Raw genomic sequence first — 18,940 nt, 5'->3', positions numbered from 1 at the left:
AAAGCACTTAAATAGCCTGGCCCCACTCTCGATAACCCTGAAGAACCCCTGTGGGAGCTGGCTTGCCTGCGATAGCGGTGGGTCAGTTGGCACATAAGGCACTGATACATCGCTATCGCAGGCAAGCCAGCTTCCACATTTTGATCTTCATCCGGTCAGCGAGATCAGTTGATCAACGAGCCACGCAACGAGTGTGGCTGCGCCGCATCAATGTGCACATCGGCAAACTGGCCGATCAGCGTGGGATTGTCGCAGCGGAAGTTGACGATTCGGTTGTTCTCGGTACGACCCTGCAATTCACCCGGGTCTTTCTTCGAATAATCGGTCACCAGAATGCGCTGGATCGAACCGACCATTTGTCGGCTGATTTCGAAGCCCTGCTGATTGAGGCGATGTTGCAGCGCGTTCAAACGCTCTTTTTTCAACGCCTCCGGGGTTTCATCCAGCAGGTCGGCAGCCGGGGTGCCTGGGCGCTGGCTGTAGACGAACGAGTAGGAGAAGTCGAAACCCACGTCTTCAATCAGCTTCATGGTCTGCTGGAAATCTTTCTCGGTTTCGCCCGGGAAGCCGACGATAAAGTCCGAGCTGATGCAAATGCCTGGCACGGCGGCGCGCAGCTTGCGCAGTTTGGATTTGTATTCCAGTGCGGTGTGGTTGCGCTTCATCGCCGAGAGAATGCGGTCCGAACCCGATTGCACCGGCAAGTGCAGGTGCTTGACCAGCTCTGGTACTTCGGCGTGGGCCTGGATCAGGCTGTCGGAGAACTCCAGCGGGTGCGAGGTGGTGTAGCGGATGCGCTCGATGCCATCGACGGCGGCGACCACGCGGATCAATTCCGCCAGGTCGGCCAGGCGGCCGTCATCGGTCTGGCCACGGTAGCCGTTGACGTTCTGGCCCAGCAGGGTGACTTCGCGCACGCCGTTTTCAGCCAGGTGGATGATTTCCGACAGCACATCGTCAAACGGCCGGCTGACTTCTTCACCGCGGGTGTAGGGCACTACACAGAAAGTGCAGTACTTGCTGCAACCTTCCATCACTGACACATAGGCGCTCGGCCCATCGATGCGCGGCTCGGGCAAATGGTCGAATTTCTCGATTTCGGGGAACGATACGTCCACTTGCGGCAGCTTGGTGATGCGTGCGGCGTCGATCATCTCTGGCAGACGGTGCAGGGTTTGCGGGCCAAACACCACATCGACATAGGGCGCGCGGTCGCGGATCGCGGCGCCTTCCTGGCTGGCCACGCAACCGCCGACGGCGATCACCATGTCCGGGTTGGCCAGTTTCAATTCGCGCCAGCGGCCCAGCTGCGAATACACACGGTCCTGGGCCCGCTCGCGGATCGAGCAGGTATTGAGCAGGATCACGTCGGCATCTTCGGCGCGGGCAGTGACTTCCAGGGCCTGGTGTTCGCCCAGCAAGTCGACCATGCGCGAGCTGTCGTACTCGTTCATCTGGCAACCGTGGGTTTCGATGTAAAGCTTCTTGGCCATGGGAATCGTCAACTGGTGGTAAAGAACCGCGCATTATAGGGGGCATGCCCATTGGTTCCTAGCGCTGTGCATCGGGTGCCATGCTATAGTTCGCGCCCTCTTTTATATCCCCATGTGTTGTTCGCCCACCATGACCAAACGTGAAGCTCCAATCTATAAGGTGATTTTCCTCAACCAGGGCCAGGTGTTCGAAATGTACGCCAAGCAGATCTATCAAAGTGATCTGTGGGGCTTCCTGGAGGTGGAAGAGTTCGTCTTTGGCGAGCGCACCCAGTTGGTGGTCGATCCGGGCGAAGAAAAGCTCAAGGCCCAGTTCGAAGGTGTGGTGCGCAGCTTTGTGCCGATGCATTCGATTGTGCGCATCGATGAAGTCGAGCGCCTGGGGACGCCGAAGATCAGTGAGGCTCGGGGCATGAGCAATGTGATGCCGTTTCCGATGCCGATGCCTGAGAAGTAGGGCTTTAGACCGAGGGGTGCGTATCGCAGGCAAGCCAGCTCCCACATTCGACCGCGTTTCAATGCTGGAATGCGGTCAACTGTGGGAGCTGGCTTGCCTGCGATAGCGATGTAAGGTCTACAAAAAATCAGGGAAGGGGTGAGAACGGCGAACGCCCATCAGCACTCTGCAGTTCTTGCAGGTAGTTGCGGAAAATCTGCCCCAGCACCTGGGTGGCCACTTCCAGTTCATCGCGCTGCATGTGCTCGGCGACTTCGTCGGCAGTGTCCAGTGCGTCTTCGGCGCCGTTGACCGCGGCCATTTTCAGCACGATGTACGCCTGGACGTTGTTGGCCGGCACGCCTTCGCCTTTGAAGAACATGTTGCCCAACTGGTATTGCGCCTGGGCGTGGCCCTGCAACGAGGCTTTCTCGAAGTAGCTCAACGCTTTGTTGAGGTCAACGGCCGGGTTCTTGCTGTCGTGGTAGTACTCGCCCAACTCGTATTGCGCTTGCGCATCCCCTTCCTCGGCCTGTTTCTGGCACGCGCTCAGGGCTTCGGCCTGGCTCTCTGGCTGGGTATTGAGGGTGCAACGACCCATCGCTGGGATTAACAACGAGTTGCCGCCGGCCTGGGCATGTGCCAGTAGCGGTTGAAGGAGCAACAGGCAGCCCAGAACCAGGGTGCGGCCGGTGCGTTTCATGGGAATCGACTTACCTCTGACGGGGCGCGCGGACCCTCAAGGGAGTCCAATAAGCGCGCATTATGAAATAAGCAGGCCTCTGCTTACAAAGTCTTTACTCGTTTTTCTGCTGCTTGGGCAAGTTATCTGCCGGATTGCAGGGCAATTCTCGAAAAAACCAGGAATTCTCTGTAAGCAAAGTAGCAAATCTGACGCTGCCAGGGGCAACGTCAGAGGTTGCCGTCACTTATTTCAGGGCCGCGAACGCGCGCTCGGCAGCATCCAGGGTCAATTTCAGTTCGGCTTCGCCATGGGCGATCGAAGTGAAGCCAGCTTCAAAGGCGCTCGGTGCCAGGTACACGCCGCCTTCGAGCATCAGGTGGAAGAAGCGCTTGAACAGCTCGGCATCGCTGCCCATCACGTCATCGAAGGTGACGATATCGTCGGCGCCGCTGAAGTACAGGCCGAACATGCCACCGGCCTGGGTGGTCACAAACGGGATGCCGGCGGCATCGGCGCGCTGTTGCAGGCCGTCGAGCAGGCGTGTGGTGTAGTCGGTCAGCTCGGCGTGGAAGCCCGGGCGGCTGATCAGGCGCAGGGTGGTCAGGCCGGCGGCCATTGCCAGCGGGTTACCCGACAAGGTGCCTGCCTGGTAGACCGGGCCGAGCGGGGCGATGTGTTGCATGATCTCGCGCTTGCCGCCGAAGCAGCCTACCGGCATGCCGCCGCCGATGATCTTGCCGAAGGTGCTCAGGTCTGGCGTGACGCCGTAGTAAGCCTGGGCGCCACCGAGGGCGACCCGGAAACCGGTCATCACTTCGTCAAAAATCAGCACCACGCCATGCTTGTCGCACTGCTCGCGCAGGCCCTCAAGAAAACCCGGGGCCGGTGGAACGCAGTTCATGTTGCCGGCGACTGGCTCGACGATGATGCAGGCAACGTCCTGGCCGACTTCGCTGAGCATCTGCTCGACGGCCGCGAGGTCGTTGAACGGCAAGGTCAGGGTGTGCTTGGCGAACGCCGCAGGTACGCCAGCGGAATTGGGTACGCCTTGGGTCAGCGCGCCGGAGCCGGCTTTTACCAGCAGGCTGTCGGAGTGCCCGTGGTAGCAACCTTCGAACTTGATGATGTTGTCGCGGCCGGTGTAACCACGGGCCAGGCGGATCGCGCTCATGGTGGCTTCTGTGCCGGAGCTGACCATGCGCACCATTTCCATCGACGGCACGATCGAGCAGACCAGGTCGGCCATCTCGGTTTCCATCGCGGTCGGGGCGCCGTAGGACAAGCCGTGCTGCAGTTGCTGGCGCACTGCGTCCAGCACGTCCGGATGGCTGTGGCCGAGGATCATCGGGCCCCAGGAGCCGACATAGTCGACATAGCGCTTGTCGTCTTCATCGGTGACGTAGGCGCCTTCGGCATGCTTGAAGAACAACGGCGTGCCGCCCACGCTCTTGAACGCACGCACGGGGGAGTTCACACCGCCGGGGATGTGTTTCTGGGCGTTGGCAAACAGGGTTTCGGAACGGGACATGATCGGGCTCTCTAAACTGAAGATTTAAGAAGATGGTTGAACGCACGGGCGCGGCGAGTGACTTCCTGGGTGCTGTCGGCACCGAACAGGCCATGGACCACGGCGAGCAGGTCGGCCCCGTGGGCCACCAGCGGTTCGGCGTTTTCCAGGGTGACGCCGCCGATCACGCAGATCGGCAGGTGCAGGCGCTTGCGGGCCTGGGCCAGCATGTCAACGGTGGCGGCGGGTGCGCCGGGTTTGGTCGTGGAATTGAAGAAGCGGCCGAAGGCGACGTAGCTGGCGCCTTCTTTGGCGGCCTGTTCGGCCAGTTCGATCTGGCTGTGACAGGTGGCGCCGATGATCGCCTTGGCGCCGAGCAATGCCCGGGCCGAGGTCAGCGGGCCGTCGGTCTGGCCCAGGTGCACGCCGACGCCCAGGCGCGCGGCCAGTTCGGCATCGTCGTTGATGATCAATTGGGTCTTGTAGCGTGAGCACAGTTCGTACAGCTTTTCGGCTTCACGCAGGCGCCGTGCCTCGTCGCTGCTTTTGTCGCGGTACTGCAACAGGGTGACGCCACCGTCCAGCGCCGCCTCGACGTAGGCGAGGAATTTGCCGGCCAACAGCTGGCTGTCGGTAATGGCGTAAAGGCCGCGTAGTTTCATCGGGCAAACCCCTTGCTGACGAGCGATAAGTTACGAGCAGAAATCCAGCGGCAATCGGCGCGGCACGAACTGGCCCTGGCCGAGTTGTTCGGCATCACGCAGGGTACGCCACGTGTAGTTGAGGGCCGATTGCACGGCGCTGGCCAGGCCTTCACCCTGGGCAATGCGCCCGGCCAGCGCACTGGCCAAGGTGCAACCCGAGCCGTGATAACTGCCGGGCAAGCGCTGGCAGGTAAAGGTCTGGCGCGTGCCGTCGCGGCTGTACAGGCGATTGTGCACTTCGTGCTCATCGCCATGGCCGCCGGTGATGAGCAGGTGCTTGATGTACGGCAGCAGCTTCTCGGCGCAGTCGTCGGCGCTGCCGTCGGGCAGTTCCGCGAGGATGCGCGCTTCTGGCAGGTTGGGGGTGGCGATCAATGACAGGGGCAGCAGCCGCTCGCGCATCGCATAACCGACCTCGTCCTTGCCCAGGCTACCGCCGCCGCCGGCGCGCAGCACCGGGTCGCAGACCACCGGCAAATGCGGGTGCGCCTGCAGCAGTTCGACCACGGTGTCGACCATCGCAGTGGAGCCGAGCATGCCCAGCTTGACCGCCGCGACTTCAGAGTCGCCGAGCACGGCATTGGTCTGGGCCAGTACCCACTCACGGTCAAGCACGCGGAAATCACTGACATTGACGGTGTTCTGCACGGTCAGCGCGGTGACGGCCGGGGCCGCGTGGCAACCCTGGGCGAGCAGGGCTTCGATATCTGCCTGCAGGCCGGCGCCACCACTGGGGTCGTGGCCGGAGAGACAGAGGACAACGGGGCGAGAACTGTAGATATTCATGGTGCGCGAGCTTACCACCAAACGCTTTTTGCGTGGCTGCCTGGCGATGGCAGAAGTTTGCTGTTGCAGCGTCGCTTTGCGTGGCCGAACGCTGCAAAGCAGCGGTCTGAAAGCATTGCGCTAGAGCTGTTCTAAAAAAAGTTCCGGCAGTGGCTAATGGCTTTTACTGGCTATGCTAAAGTGCATCCCAATAACTTACTGTATCGCCGGTGTACGTCTTCTCAAAAGGAATGGGGGGCTTTTGACACAACCGGACCAGGCTACGCTGGGGCTCTATGCGCTATTTGCTGATGTTTATATTGTGCGGGCTACCGATGCTCGCCGGCGCTGTCGAGTTCAACCAGGACACGCGCAGCCTCCCGTTGGGCCGGGTCATGCAAGTGCTCGAAGACCCAACCGATGCCCTCACCATCGCCGATGTCAGTTCCCCCGCCTATGCCGCCCAATTCAAGACCCACGACAAAGACACGCTCAATGCCGGCTATTCACGCTCGGTGTTCTGGCTGAAGGTCAACCTGCACTACACCGCCAAAGATCCCCGCGCACCACGCACCTGGTTTCTGGAACTGGCCTACCCGCCGCTCAATCGCCTGGACCTCTACCAGAACGACGGCACCGGCCACTACCGCCTCACCGCCCGCACCGGCAGCGCATTGCCGTTTTCCAGCCGTGAGGTGAGCCAGAGCAACTACCTGTTCAAGCTCAGCTTCTTGCCCGACCAGCAACAAACCGTCTACCTGCGCTTGCAAAGCCAAGGCTCGATCCAGGCACCGCTGACGTTGTGGGCGGGCACTGCCTATATGGAAGAGCAACCGTTGCGTTTGTACGTGCTCGGCGCCATCTACGGTGTGTTGCTGGGCATGCTGATCTACAACCTGTTTATCTACCTGAGCGTACGCGACACCAGCTACCTCTATTACATCTTCTATATCGCTTCGTTCGGCTTGTATCAGCTGTCGGTCAATGGCGTTGCGGTGGAGTACTTCTGGCCGAACAACCCCTGGTGGGCGAATGCGGCGGTTCCCTTCCTGATCGGCTCGGCGGCTTTGTTCGGCAGCCTGTTCGCGCGCAGTTTCCTGCACACTGCGCAGCACAGTCGCTGGCTCAACCGCATCCTGCTGGCGCTGGCGGCCTGTGGCGGGTTGGTGATGGCACTGGCGCTGTTGACCAGTTACGCCGTGGCCCTGCGCCTGGCCACTGCGCTGGCGCTGGTGTTTACCGTGACCATCTTCGTGGCGGCCATCAAGGCCTGGTATTGCGGGCAGCGCATGGCGCGTTATTTCATCATCGCCTGGTCGGCCTTCCTGCTCGGCGGGGTGATCAATACCCTGATGGTGCTGGGTTATCTGCCTAACGTGTTCCTGACCATGTACGCCAGCCAGCTCGGCTCAGCCATTGAAGTGGCGCTGTTGTCCCTGGCCCTGGCTGACCGTATCAACGGCATGCGCGAACAGCAGGCGCAGATTCTCCTCGATGCCAGCCAGAAGCTGGAAGCGCTCAACCAGCAACTGGCCCGCAGCAATCGCCTCAAAGACGAATTTCTCGCCACCCTGACCCACGAATTGCGCACGCCGATGAACGGTGTGATCGGCTCTTTGGAACTGATGCAAACCGTGCCTTTGGACGATGACCTGACGCAGTACCAGCAAACCGCCGCCGGCTCGGCGCGGGACATGATGCGCATGGTCAACGGCATCCTCACCCTCACCGAGTTGCAGGCCGGTCGCCTGGTGGCCCAGCCGCAAGTGTTCAGCCTGCGCGGCGAGCTCGATACCTTGCGCCAGCAGTTCACCGGCAGCGCCCAGGCCAAGGGGCTGGCGTTCTCCATTGACGTCGCGGATGAGCTGCCAGACCGGCTCATCGGCGATGCCCAAAAGTTGCGTCAGTGCCTGGATTGCCTGCTCGACAATGCGTTCAAATTCACCCACGTCGGCGCGGTGCGTTTGCGTGTGGTGGGCGTGCCGCAAGGGGATGGCGCCTTGCACTTGAGCTTTATCGTCACCGACACCGGTATCGGCTTTGCCTTTCTCGATGAGGCCACGTTGTATCAGCGTTTCTTTCAGTTGGACGGCTCGATGACGCGTGAATACGGCGGCCTGGGCATTGGCCTGGCGATTTGCCGGCAGTTGATCGAACTGCTGGGCGGGCGCCTGACCCATCATTCGGAGCCCCGTAAAGGCAGCCGCTTCCAGTTGGAAATGGACGTCAGCGCCGTGCCGCAGCAGGTGACGCCGGCCGCGCAGGCTTTGCCTGCACAGCGTGCGCCTCAGGAATGCACGGTGCTGTTGGTGGACGACAACAGCGTGGGCCAGTTGGCGGTGCGTGGCATGTTGCTCAAGCTCGGTTACCGGGTCAAAACCGTGGACAGCGGCCCGGCGGCGCTCGCTGCATTGCAGGGGCACAGTTTCGACGCCGTGCTGCTGGATGTGCCAGAGGGTGGCTTTTCGTTGTGCTGCCAGATTCGCGCATTGCCCGGCTGCGGTGAATTGCCGGTGATCGCCCTGAGCGCTTCGCCCAATGGGCCGGAGCGTGAGCGCTGCCATGGTATTGGCATGACGGACCGACTGGCCAAACCGGTGCGTTTCGACGCCTTGCAGGCGGCGCTTGAGCGCAGCGTGCTGTGTGCGGATGAGGGTGAAAGCGCCGAGCATTCGGCACGTATGCCACTTTTTTAAGCGCGGTGGCGATGCTTAACTGAAAAAACCGGCTTCAATCGATCCGTGTTTTTTGTAGAAGCGAGCTTGCTCGCGAAGAACGTCAACGATAACGCGCCCCGCCTGGGTTAGCGCGTTGCTCTCAGGTTCTTCGCGAGCAAGCTCGCTCCTACAGGCAGCCTGAGATCGATGCGGCCTTTTTCCAGGAGGCCCGTCATGAACCTGCATCAGTTTGCCGAAACCCACGACGTCACCAACCAGCCACCGTCCCTGGACGGCACTAACCTGTATCGCATCGACTTGCCTTTGCAGGAATGGTCACGCCGCTTCGGCGCCGGTTGGGCCCAAGCGCGCATTGATGCCTACGGTGCGCTGGCCGGCGGGCCGTTGATGGCAGCCGGGTTCCTGGCCAACCAGAACAAACCGGTGTTCAGCAGCCATGATCGTTATGGTCATCGTATCGACCTGGTGGAGTTTCACCCGGCTTATCACGAGTTGATGCGCACCGCCGTCGAGCATGGCCTGCCGTCGTTGCCGTGGGCCCACCCGCAGCCTGGCGCCCATGTGGCGCGTGCGGCGATGACCTACCTGCATAGCCAGGCCGAAGCCGGCAGCGGCTGCCCGCTGACCATGACCTTCGCCTGCGTCCCGGCCCTGCGCCTGCAACCAGAGCTGGCGGACCTCTGGCTCCCTAAAGTACTCAATACCCACTACGACCCACGCAATGTCGGCATCGCCCACAAGGCCGGCGCCACTATCGGGATGGCCATGACCGAGAAGCAGGGCGGCACCGACGTACGCGCCAACACCACTCGCGCTTACCCCGTAGGCGCGGGTGGCCCCGGCCAAGCCTACGAACTGGTGGGGCATAAGTGGTTCTGCTCGGCACCGATGTGCGATGGCTTCCTGACCCTGGCCCAGACCGACAAGGGCCTGACCTGTTTCCTGCTGCCCCGGCACCGACCGGACGACACGCGCAACGAGTTCTACATCCAGCGCTTGAAGAACAAACTCGGCAACTGCTCCAACGCGTCCAGCGAAGTGGAGTTTCGCGGCGCCCTGGCCTGGATGGTCGGTGAAGAAGGCCGCGGCGTTCCAACCATTATCGAAATGGTTGCCATGACGCGCTTCGATTGCATGGTCGGCTCCAGCGCCTTGATGCGCCAGGCGCTGACCCAGGCCAGCCATCACTGCGCCCATCGCCAAGTGGGTGGCCGCGTGCTCAGCGAGCAGCCGCTGATGCAGAACGTGCTGGCCGACCTGGCCCTGGAAAGCGAAGCGGCCCTGGCCTTGAGCCTGCGCATGGGGCGCGCCCTGGATCAGCTTGATGATGAACATGAAGCCAAGTTCGCCCGGCTGGTCACGGCGGTGGGCAAGTATTGGATCTGCAAGCGAGCGCCGGCGATGATCAACGAAGCCGCCGAATGCATGGGCGGCGCCGGGTACGTGGAAGACAGCATCCTGCCGCGTCTTTACCGTGAGGCACCGGTTAACTCCACGTGGGAAGGCTCTGGCAATGTGCAATGCCTGGACGTGCTGCGTGCGTTGTCCAAAGAGCCGGGTGTGCTGGAGGTGTTGTTTGTGGAGCTGGGGGATGGCCATGGCGACAAACAGCTGGCGCGGCATATCGAGCAGTTGAAGGCGGCGTTCATGGACACCCAGGATATCCAGTATCGGGCACGGCAACTGACCGAGGACATTGCCCTGGCGTTGCAGGCCAAGTTGCTGTTGGAGGCGGGTAATGCGGCGGTGAGCGACGGGTTTATCGCCAGTCGGTTGGGTGAGTCGTCGGGGCGGGTATATGGCACCTTGCCGCGTGGGGTGGATGTGCAAGCTATTGTCGCCCGCTCAACCCCACAATCCCTCTGAATAAACACAGTCAAATGTGGGAGCTGGCTTGCCTGCGATAGCGGTGGTCCAGCCAGCAATTATGTGGCTGATAGACCGCTATCGCAGGCAAGCCAGCTCCCACCTATCAAAGCATTCCACTTCCGGTGTTTCGGTGAGGCCTGGATACAGGCAAGATAAAGGCCTGCAAGTCAGAACACAGGATGCTTACCGTGACCGAAGCTTTTGTTGTCGTTAAAACCGCCGAAGAAGCCGTGGACCGGCTGGCGGCGCTGCATGAGCGTGCGACTGGCGCGCTCAACCAAGCGCTCAAGCAATACCTCAAGGACCGCGTCGAACCCGACGCCGCTCAACGCGCACTGTTTCGCTACCCGGAACTGCGCCTGACCTACCACTGCCACGGCGAAGTCCCACAGACCACCCGTGCGTATGCCAAGGTGCAGCTGCCCGGCACCTATAGCGTCACCGTGACCCACCCGGCCGCGTTCCGTAAGTACCTGCTGGAGCAACTGGTGCCGCTGATGCACGACTTCACCGTGACCGTGGAAGTGGGCGTCAGCCAGCAGAACATCCCGTACCCCTATGTGGTGGAGCAGGGTGATGAACTGGCCGGCTCCGGCGTCACCGCCGCGACCCTGGCTCGTGTATTCCCCAGTACCGACCTGTCCGCCGCCACCGACGGCATTGCCGATGGCCTGTACGACTGGGAAAACACCGACCCACTGCCCCTGGCCCTGTTCGATGCCGCCCGCGTGGACTTTTCCCTGCGTCGCCTTGTGCATTACACCGGCAGCGACTGGCGCCATGTGCAGCCGTGGATCCTGCTGACCAACTACCACCGCTACGTGGACCAGTTCATCCTGCATGGCCTGGAGCAACTGCGCAGCGACCCGCGGTTTATCCGTATGGTGCTGCCCGGCAACGTGGTGATCGACAAGAGCATGGACCACGGCGAAGCCTCGGCCATTGCCGCCGGCGTGGTCTGGCACCGCTACCAGATGCCGGCGTATCACCTGCAGGCCACTGACGGCCACGGCGTGACCTTGGTGAACATCGGCGTAGGCCCGTCCAACGCCAAGAACATCACCGACCACTTGGCCGTACTACGCCCGCATTGCTGGCTGATGATCGGCCACTGCGGCGGCCTGCGCCAATCCCAGACCATCGGCGACTACGTACTGGCCCACGCCTATATGCGCCGCGACGGGATTCTCGACCGCGTGGTACCGCCGAACATCCCTATTCCGGCCCTGGCCGAAGTGCAGTTGGCGCTTCAGCAGGCGGCGGCCAAGGTCACTGGCGAAAAAGGCGAAGAGCTGAAAAAACGCCTGCGCACCGGTACCGTGCTGACCTATGACGACCGGAACTGGGAACTGCGCTGGGCCCAGGAGCGGCCGCTGATCAACCTGTCCCGCGCCGTGGCCGTGGACATGGAAAGTGGCACCATCGCCGCCCAGGGTTACCGTTTGCGCGTGCCTTACGGCACCTTGTTGTGCGTATCGGACAAACCCTTGCACAGCGAGATCAAGCTGCCGGGTTCGGCCAACGCGTTCTATGAGCGCGCGGTCAGCCAGCACTTGAAGATCGGCATCGAGGCGGTCGACCTGTTGCGCACCGAACTCAACTCCCTGCACTCGCGCAAACTGCGCAGCTTCGACGAGCCGCCGTTCCGCTAAGCGGTTGGGATGGTCATTTAGCGGTCAGGCCACTAGCATTGTCGGTCCTGACCGTTAGATGTTCCTTTGCCATGTCCCGTCCCAGCCGTCCCGATTCGCGCCGCCCTGGCGTGAAACCACCACACTCTGCCGCTCGCCGCGTTGCCAAGGCGCCACCGGCCGAGCCCAAGTTGATCCTGTTCAATAAACCCTTCGATGTGCTGACCCAGTTCAGCGATGAAGGCGGGCGCGCGACCCTCAAGGATTTTATTGATATCCCCGGCATTTACCCGGCAGGGCGCCTGGACCGTGACAGCGAGGGCCTGCTGCTGTTGACCAACGACGGTCAGCTCCAGGCGCGCATCGCTGACCCCAAGCACAAGCTGGCGAAAACTTACTGGGTGCAGGTGGAAGGCGAGCCGACTGAAGAGCAGCTGCAACGCCTGCGTGAAGGCGTGGAACTCAACGACGGCATGACCTTGCCGGCCGAGGCGCGGCAACTGGACGAGCCGGCATTATGGCCGCGCAACCCGCCGGTACGCTTTCGCAAAAGCGTGCCGACGTATTGGCTGGAGTTGGTGATTCGTGAAGGGCGCAACCGTCAGGTACGGCGCATGACCGCAGCAGTGGGCTTGCCGACGCTGCGCCTGGTGCGCGTGCGTATTGGTGAGTGGTCGATCGATGGCCTGGATCAAGGCCAGTGGAAGGCAGTGCCGGCGCGCTTATAAGGCGCCGGATTCAATCAGGCCGATCACCACGCTCTTGATGATGAACGCCGCCACGCCCAGGCCCAGCACGAAAAACAGGATGAACGAACCAAAGCGCCCGGCCTTGGATTTCTTCGCCAGGTCCCAGACGATGAAACCCATGAAAATGATGAGGATAGTGACCAGGCCGGTCATCATCCATTCTTCAAACAGGGCGGGGTCGATGTTGTTCATGGGGCTCTTCCGACAAGACAAGCGAGCAGTATACGGCAGCGTCACAGACGCAACATTGACCTGAGTCCTGCGCGGTCAAACTGTGGGGGCCTGATGCCATTGTAGGAGCGAGCTTGCTCGCGAAAAACTCACAGACGCCGCGTTCATTCAGGAGGCACGGGTTATCGTTAACGTTTTTCGCGAGCAAGCTCGCTCCTACAGTTGAGCATCGTTGTTCTCAGGTCCGCAGGTGGGTCAGGGGCAGTTCGGTGCTGTTCAATACCTGGTTGAGCACAAAGCTGGACCGCACGCTGGTCACCCCTTCAATCCGGGTCAGATGCCCCAGAAGCAATTTCTGATAGTGATCCATGTCCGGCACTACCACCTTCAACTGGTAGTCCGCATCCATCCCGGTCACCAAACTGCACTCCAGCACTTGCGGCAGGGTGCGGATGGCGGCTTCGAAATTCTCGAAGCGTTCCGGCGTGTGACGGTCCATGCCGATCAGCACGTAGGCCGTAAGGCTCAGGCCGAGCATCTTGCGGTCGAGCAGGGCGACCTGGCGGGCGATGTAGCCGTCGTCTTCCAACTGCTTGACCCGGCGTGAGCAGGGCGAAGGCGACAGGCCGATGCGTTCGGCCAGCTCCTGGTTGGAGATCCTCGCGTCGCGCTGCAATTCCGCCAGAATACTTAGGTCGTATCGGTCAAGCTTGCTCATTGGGTTGGCCTTTGTCGTAACTATTGCGGTGAATTATCCATGAAGGGTTAAAAATTGCGCAAGCACTGTTTATTGACGCAATCTTCGCAATCCTCTGCCCGCCCGGCACGCCTATGATTACCAACAGAATCACCGCCTGGACAACAGTCCACAGCAGCGCGCCCAATCAGGCCCGTTGCGGCCGCCGCCCCAGCAGGGTTGAGCCGGCCTCCAGGCTGCACACTGTCCACAAGACGGCGTGAGGTGAGCCAACGTCAAAAGCGTTGAGCACGGACGAAATTCTCAAGGGGTGGCCGACGGGTCACCCCTTTTTCTTTGTGCGCGTTTTGCCTTCAGAAAATAGTTCTCGTGACTGATAACCTGTCTCAGAACCGGGCGAGGCTTTTCCAGTCTCATGATCAAGCCCCAATCCGCAGTGAGGAAAAGCATGAAGCGCATCTGGCGTATGGCAGGTGTTGGTTTGCTGGTGGTCAGCGTCGGCTCCCAGGCGATAGCCGAGGAACGCGATAACTCACCGGGCCAGGGGCAACGGCCTGAGCACAATCAGCCACGCCCACAAAACCCGCAGGGTGATCGTGGCGGCCAGCACGAGGGCGGCCAATGGCAAGGTCGGCCTCAAGGTCATGAGCCGGGGCGACCGGCACCGCAACCGCAACCCTCCAATAACCTGCCGATCCAGGGCCGGCCCGATACCGTGCGCCAGACCCAGGAGCCGCGCCAGGGTTATTACCGTGATATTCCCAGACGCCCCGACGATAACCGGCATTGGGAGGCCGGCGGCCCCGGTTCGCGTCCGAGTAACGATCGCCCCGGTGATAACCGCTGGCCAGGCCGCCCCGACGGGCATGGCAATGGCTGGGGCCCTGGCCCGCAGCATCGCCCTGGATATGTCATCGACCGTTTCCCCGATCGCAATTACCGCGTGCCTTACCGTGGCCAGGACTACTTTTTCTCCGGCGGCTACTGGTATCGCCCCCAAGGCCCACGCTACGTAGTGGTGACGCCGCCCTATGGCATTCGCGTGCACTACCTGCCGGACTACGCACGTGAAGTGTGGGTAGGCGGCTCGCTGTTGTTCCTCGCCGCAGGCGCCTATTACGCCTATGAGCAAAGCACCCAGCAATACGTGGTGGTGCAGCCGCCGGCGCAGGTGCCGTCACCCCAGCCAGCGCCGCAAGGCAACGGCTATGACGTAGAGGCATATCCTGCCAATGGCCAGTCCCCGGCCCAGGTGCAGCAGGACGGCTACGACTGTTATAGCTGGGCGGTGCAACAAAGTGGCTTCGACCCGCGCACCGTTACCTACGCCCCGGACCCTGCGGTAGTACAAGCCTACCGCCAGGCCCAGGGCAACTGCCTGGGCAGTCGTGGGTATCAGGTGCAGCAGTAGCAGCGGCAAGCTTCAAGCTTCAAGCTTCAAGCTTGTCACTTGAAGCTTGTAGCTGATCCACCGGATCCGCATGCACCAGCACTTCGGCCTTCGGATATTCCCGGTGGATGGCATCGGCGGCCTGGTCGCTGATGCCGTGGGCCACCGACAGCGTTAACTCGCCCGGCAACTCCAGGTGCAACTGCACAAACCAGTGGTTGCCGGAAACCCGCGTACGCAAGTCGTGGGCACCCAGCACGCCGGGTACGCCCCGGGCCAGTTCCAGCATGTGCTGGCTGACGTCTGGCGGTAACTCTTCATCCATCAGCACCGCAAAGCTTTCCCGGGCGATCTGGATCGCGCTCCACAGAATGTAGGCGGCGATCCCCAGGCCAAACCAGGCGTCGACCTGATGAAAGCCAAAACCTGCCAACACCAGCGCAATCAGGATGCTGCCATTGAGCAGCAAGTCCGAGCGGTAATGCAGCGAGTCGGCGCGCACCGCATTGGAGCCGGTCTCGCGCACCACGCGGTGTTGCAGCACCAGCAGGGCCACGGTCAGCGCCAGGGACAAGATAATCACGCCGATACTCAACCACGGTGCGCCAACCGGCTCTGGGTGCTTGAGCCGTTCATAGGCCTGGAGCGCAATCAGCACCGCACTGCCGGCGATAAACAAGGCCTGCGCCATCCCCGCCAGCGACTCCGCCTTGCCATGCCCATAACGGTGATCGTCATCGGCCGGGCGCAGGGCGTAATGCACTGCCAGCAAATTCAACAGCGAAGTGACGCCGTCGAGCAGTGAGTCGGTCAGCCCGGCGAGCATGCTCACCGAGCCGCTGAGCCACCAGGCGATGGCCTTGGTCACAATCAACACACAGGCCACGCCCACCGAGGCGCGGGTGGCCAGGCGCAAGAGCCTTGCGTGTTCGGGGCTGCTGGTCATGAGCTGTCCTTACGCGGCAGGCTGCAGGCCCAGGGCCGCCAGTTGCTGCACGCTGCCCTTGAACTGGATCAGGCGCGGGTCATCCAGCGGCAAGGTGCGGCCGGTTTCCTTCTGGATGATGCTTTGCAGCTTGGCGTTATCGACCGTGCCGTCGGCGCCGATGGCTTCGTGCAGTTTCTCGGGGGCGACCTGGGCGGTCTTGCCCGGTTCGAAGTAAATGGCGCCCGTGGCGAAGTCGACACCGAAGGCGATCAGGCCGGGGATCACATAAAACAGCAGGCCGAGGGCATCGAGTACCGCGATGGTTGGGTCGATCTTGCCGTCGATCTGGCCACGGCGGTCGGGGTAGAAAATCGACCCACAGGCGGTGAGTTGGCTCAGCAGGGTGACGGCGAGGACACCGCCGATGACACGGGAAGCGATACGCATGAAAAAGTCTCCTGAACATATTTAAGGGTGACTATAAGCCAGATCGGCCAGGCGCCGATGAATCCATGTGGGAGCTGGCTTGCCTGCGATAGCGTCGGCTCGGGGAATACAGTGGCAACTGTCATACCGCTATCGCAGGCAAGCCAGCTCCCACCTTTGACTGCATTCCCAGTCCCAAGAGTGGCTGTTTTTGAGACCCGCATCGGCATCCGGCAGTTCGCCGTTATACTCGCCGCTCTGCTTTGGAGCCAGTATGAATTCGTTGCCGATCGATGATGTTTTACCCGCCTTGCGTGACGCCTTGGCTCATCGCCATGAAGCCGTGCTGGAAGCGCCCCCCGGCGCCGGTAAAACCACCCGCGTGCCCTTGGCTTTGTTGCATGAGCCCTGGCTCGCCGGGCAAACCATCCTGATGCTCGAACCCCGGCGCCTGGCTGCCCGTGCTGCTGCCGAGCGGCTGGCCAGTGAACTGGGTGAAAAGGTCGGTGAGACCGTGGGCTACCGCATCCGCCTGGACAGCAAAGTCGGCCCTAACACGCGCATCGAGGTCGTCACCGAAGGCATCCTCACCCGCCGCCTGCAGGACGATCCGGCGCTGGACGGCGTGGGCTTGTTGATCTTCGACGAATTCCACGAGCGCAGCCTCGACGCCGACCTGGCGCTGGCCCTGAGCCTTAACGGCCGCGAGCTGTTTCGCGACGAGCAGCCGCTGAAAATCCTGCTGATGTCCGCCACCCTCGAAGGCGAGCGCCTGGCCGGTCTGCTGGATGACGCGCCGATCCTGCGCAGTGAGGGGCGCATGTTCCCGGTGCAGATGCGCTGGGGGCGCCCTTACCAGGCCGGGGAGTTTATCGAGCCGCGCGTGGTGCAAACCATCCTCGAAGCCCTGCATGACGAGGCCGGCAGTGTGCTGGTATTTCTGCCGGGGCAGGCGGAGATTCGCCGGGTCAACCAGCAACTGGCCGATGCCCTGGGTGATCGCCCTGATGTGCTGCTGTGCCCGTTGCACGGTGAGCTGGACCTCAATGCCCAGCGCGCCGCCATCGACCCGGCGCCGGCCGGCAAGCGCAAAGTGGTGTTGGCTACCAACATCGCCGAGACCAGCCTGACCATCAACGGCGTACGCGTGGTGATCGACGCCGGGTTGGCTCGGGTGCCGCGTTTCGACCCCGGCAGCGGCATGACCCGCCTCGACACCCAGCGCATCTCCCGCGCCAGCGCCACCCAGCGCGCCGGTCGGGCAGGACGGTTGGAACCGGGGGTGTGTTATCGGTTGTGGTCCGAAGACCAGCACGACGGTCTGGCCGCTTATGGCAGCGCGGAAATCCTCGCCGCCGACCTGGCGGGGCTGGCCTTGCAACTGGCCCGTTGGGGCGTGACGCCCAGCCAGTTGGTGTGGCTGGATGCGCCACCCACAGCCGCGTATGCCCAGGCCCAGGATCTGTTGCAACGCCTCGGTGCATTGAACGACGAAAACCTCACCGCCCATGGCCAGAAGATGGCCGAGTTGCCCGCCCACCCGCGTATTGCCCACCTGTTATTGCGTGGCCAAGACCTGGGGCTCGCCGCCACCGCCTGCGACGTGGCAGCCTTGTTGGGCGAACGCGACATCTTGCGCGGCGGCGGTGCCGATTTGCACAGCCGCCTGGCGCTGATGTCCGGCGAGGAGCGTGCGCGAGGTACCCAGGGTGGCGTGCAGCGCGCCAAGCAACTGGCCCGGCAATACCGTGGCTACTTGCGCGGCAAGGCGACCCAGCCGGTGGACAACCCCGACCACCCGCGCTGGCTCGGCGCCTTGCTGGCACTGGCCTACCCGGACCGCGTCGCCCAGCAACGTCGCCCCGGTGGCGCTGAATACCGCCTGGCCAATGGCCGCGCAGCGCTGTTTGCCGAAGCCGACAGCCTGATGAAACAACCCTGGTTGGTGATCGCCGACCTGGGCAGCCGCCAGGGCCAGCGCGAAGAACGCATCTACCTGGCGGCGGATTTTGATCCGGCACTGTTCGACACGGTGCTGACCGAGCAAGTGCGCAACGTCGACCAACTCGACTGGGACGAGCGCGAAGGCGTCTTGCGTGCCGAGCGCCAACGCAAAGTCGGTGAACTGGTGCTCAGCCGCGAACCCCTGACCGGCCTCGACGAATCCGCCCGCAGCCAGGCGCTGGTCAACCTGGTGCGCCGCAAAGGACTGGAACTGCTGCCCTGGACCCCGGAACTGCGTCAGTGGCAAGCCCGTGTGATGCTGCTGCGCCAACTGGATGCCGGCAACACCAGCGAGTGGCCCGATCTCAGCGACAAGGCCCTGCTCGCCAGCCTCGAACACTGGCTGATGCCTTACCTGGGCAAGGTCTCGCGCCTCAGCCATTTCGCCAACCTGGATATCTCCAGCTACCTGCACAACCTGCTGCCCTGGCCCTTGCCCCAACGCCTGGAAGAGCTGGCGCCGCAGCATGTGAAAGTGCCGTCGGGCTCATCGGTACGCCTGGACTACAGCGAGCAGCCGCCGATCCTGGCGGTGCGCTTGCAGGAATTGTTCGGGTTGGCAGACACCCCGCGCATTGCCGGCGGGCGCCTGGCCGTGAAGTTGCACTTGCTGTCCCCGGCGCGTCGGCCGGTGCAGGTCACGCAGGACCTGGCGAACTTCTGGCGCAGTACCTATGCCGAGGTGAAGAAGGATCTCAAGGGGCGATACCCCAAGCATTATTGGCCGGATGACCCGTTGGTGGCCGAAGCGACGGCCAGGATCAAGCCCAGAAAGCCCTGAGTGTTCAAGTCAATCCCAGTCTTTAC

At 62.2% G+C, this 18,940-nt stretch carries 16 protein-coding genes; 7 read left to right on the top strand and 9 right to left on the bottom strand.

The features are described 5' to 3' along the window. Nucleotides 1–164: 164 nt before the first annotated feature. Entirely contained in the window at nt 165–1,493 is a 1,329-nt protein-coding gene (miaB, locus tag HBO10_RS20905; protein WP_014720071.1) for a tRNA (N6-isopentenyl adenosine(37)-C2)-methylthiotransferase MiaB, read from the bottom strand. A 130-nt stretch (nt 1,494–1,623) separates the two neighbouring features. Between miaB and HBO10_RS20900 the strand changes: the two genes are divergently transcribed. Continuing rightward, the gene (locus HBO10_RS20900; RefSeq protein WP_003215457.1) at nt 1,624–1,950 is read left to right on the top strand and encodes a DUF1820 family protein; all 327 of its coding nucleotides are present in this window, start codon (nt 1,624–1,626) and stop codon (nt 1,948–1,950) included. A gap of 127 nt (nt 1,951–2,077) precedes the next feature. Here HBO10_RS20900 and HBO10_RS20895 read toward each other — a convergent pair whose 3' ends face one another. From HBO10_RS20895 to HBO10_RS20880, 4 genes are all read right to left on the bottom strand, one after another. Further along, the gene (locus HBO10_RS20895) at nt 2,078–2,632 is read right to left on the bottom strand and encodes a tetratricopeptide repeat protein (RefSeq protein ID WP_034126914.1); all 555 of its coding nucleotides are present in this window, start codon (nt 2,630–2,632) and stop codon (nt 2,078–2,080) included. 226 nt (nt 2,633–2,858) lie between these two features. Continuing rightward, nucleotides 2,859–4,142, bottom strand: a complete 1,284-nt coding sequence (gene hemL, locus HBO10_RS20890; RefSeq protein ID WP_034126915.1) for a glutamate-1-semialdehyde 2,1-aminomutase — start codon at nt 4,140–4,142, stop codon at nt 2,859–2,861. Between the two features lie 11 nt (nt 4,143–4,153). Next, the gene (gene thiE / locus HBO10_RS20885; protein ID WP_034126916.1) at nt 4,154–4,783 is read right to left on the bottom strand and encodes a thiamine phosphate synthase; all 630 of its coding nucleotides are present in this window, start codon (nt 4,781–4,783) and stop codon (nt 4,154–4,156) included. Between the two features lie 30 nt (nt 4,784–4,813). Next, a complete protein-coding gene (locus HBO10_RS20880; protein WP_034126917.1) occupies nt 4,814–5,611 on the bottom strand; it encodes a hydroxymethylpyrimidine/phosphomethylpyrimidine kinase in 798 nt (265 codons plus the stop codon). 275 nt (nt 5,612–5,886) lie between these two features. Here HBO10_RS20880 and HBO10_RS20875 point away from each other — a divergent pair, with 275 nt between their 5' ends. From HBO10_RS20875 to HBO10_RS20860, 4 genes are all read left to right on the top strand, one after another. After that, nucleotides 5,887–8,286: a hybrid sensor histidine kinase/response regulator gene (locus HBO10_RS20875; RefSeq protein WP_034126918.1), complete on the top strand. Its 2,400-nt coding sequence runs from the start codon at nt 5,887–5,889 to the stop codon at nt 8,284–8,286. 195 nt (nt 8,287–8,481) lie between these two features. Beyond that, nucleotides 8,482–10,134, top strand: a complete 1,653-nt coding sequence (locus HBO10_RS20870) for an acyl-CoA dehydrogenase family protein (protein WP_034126919.1) — start codon at nt 8,482–8,484, stop codon at nt 10,132–10,134. A 182-nt stretch (nt 10,135–10,316) separates the two neighbouring features. Then, on the top strand, nt 10,317–11,789 hold the full coding sequence (gene amn / locus HBO10_RS20865) for an AMP nucleosidase (RefSeq protein ID WP_153475217.1): 1,473 nt from the start codon (nt 10,317–10,319) through the stop codon (nt 11,787–11,789). 71 nt (nt 11,790–11,860) lie between these two features. Beyond that, a complete protein-coding gene (locus tag HBO10_RS20860; protein ID WP_034126920.1) occupies nt 11,861–12,496 on the top strand; it encodes a pseudouridine synthase in 636 nt (211 codons plus the stop codon). Here HBO10_RS20860 and HBO10_RS20855 read toward each other — a convergent pair. Together HBO10_RS20855 and HBO10_RS20850 are read right to left on the bottom strand one after the other, a co-directional pair. Beyond that, on the bottom strand, nt 12,491–12,700 hold the full coding sequence (locus HBO10_RS20855; protein ID WP_025999909.1) for a DUF2788 domain-containing protein: 210 nt from the start codon (nt 12,698–12,700) through the stop codon (nt 12,491–12,493). The two genes, HBO10_RS20860 and HBO10_RS20855, sit on opposite strands and share 6 nt — an antisense overlap. A 226-nt stretch (nt 12,701–12,926) precedes the next feature. Next, nucleotides 12,927–13,406, bottom strand: a complete 480-nt coding sequence (locus HBO10_RS20850; RefSeq protein ID WP_003194418.1) for an Lrp/AsnC family transcriptional regulator — start codon at nt 13,404–13,406, stop codon at nt 12,927–12,929. Between the two features lie 427 nt (nt 13,407–13,833). Here HBO10_RS20850 and HBO10_RS20845 point away from each other — a divergent pair, with 427 nt between their 5' ends. After that, entirely contained in the window at nt 13,834–14,796 is a 963-nt protein-coding gene (locus HBO10_RS20845; protein WP_169922101.1) for a DUF6515 family protein, read from the top strand. A gap of 19 nt (nt 14,797–14,815) precedes the next feature. Here HBO10_RS20845 and HBO10_RS20840 read toward each other — a convergent pair whose 3' ends face one another. Then, nucleotides 14,816–15,721, bottom strand: a complete 906-nt coding sequence (locus HBO10_RS20840) for a cation diffusion facilitator family transporter (protein ID WP_034126922.1) — start codon at nt 15,719–15,721, stop codon at nt 14,816–14,818. Nucleotides 15,722–15,730: 9 nt separating this feature from the next. Then, the gene (locus tag HBO10_RS20835) at nt 15,731–16,150 is read right to left on the bottom strand and encodes a hypothetical protein (RefSeq protein ID WP_003194410.1); all 420 of its coding nucleotides are present in this window, start codon (nt 16,148–16,150) and stop codon (nt 15,731–15,733) included. A gap of 253 nt (nt 16,151–16,403) precedes the next feature. On the opposite strand from HBO10_RS20835, the gene hrpB reads away from it, so the two are divergent. Continuing rightward, nucleotides 16,404–18,914 (top strand): ATP-dependent helicase HrpB, encoded by a 2,511-nt coding sequence (gene hrpB / locus HBO10_RS20830; RefSeq protein WP_034126923.1) that lies wholly within the window; start codon nt 16,404–16,406, stop codon nt 18,912–18,914. The last annotated feature ends 26 nt before the right edge of the window (nt 18,915–18,940 follow it).

The organism is Pseudomonas sp. WS 5503, from assembly GCF_012985385.1.
GTDB lineage: Bacteria > Pseudomonadota > Gammaproteobacteria > Pseudomonadales > Pseudomonadaceae > Aquipseudomonas > Aquipseudomonas paracarnis.
This window is presented reverse-complemented; position numbering and strand designations above follow the sequence as displayed.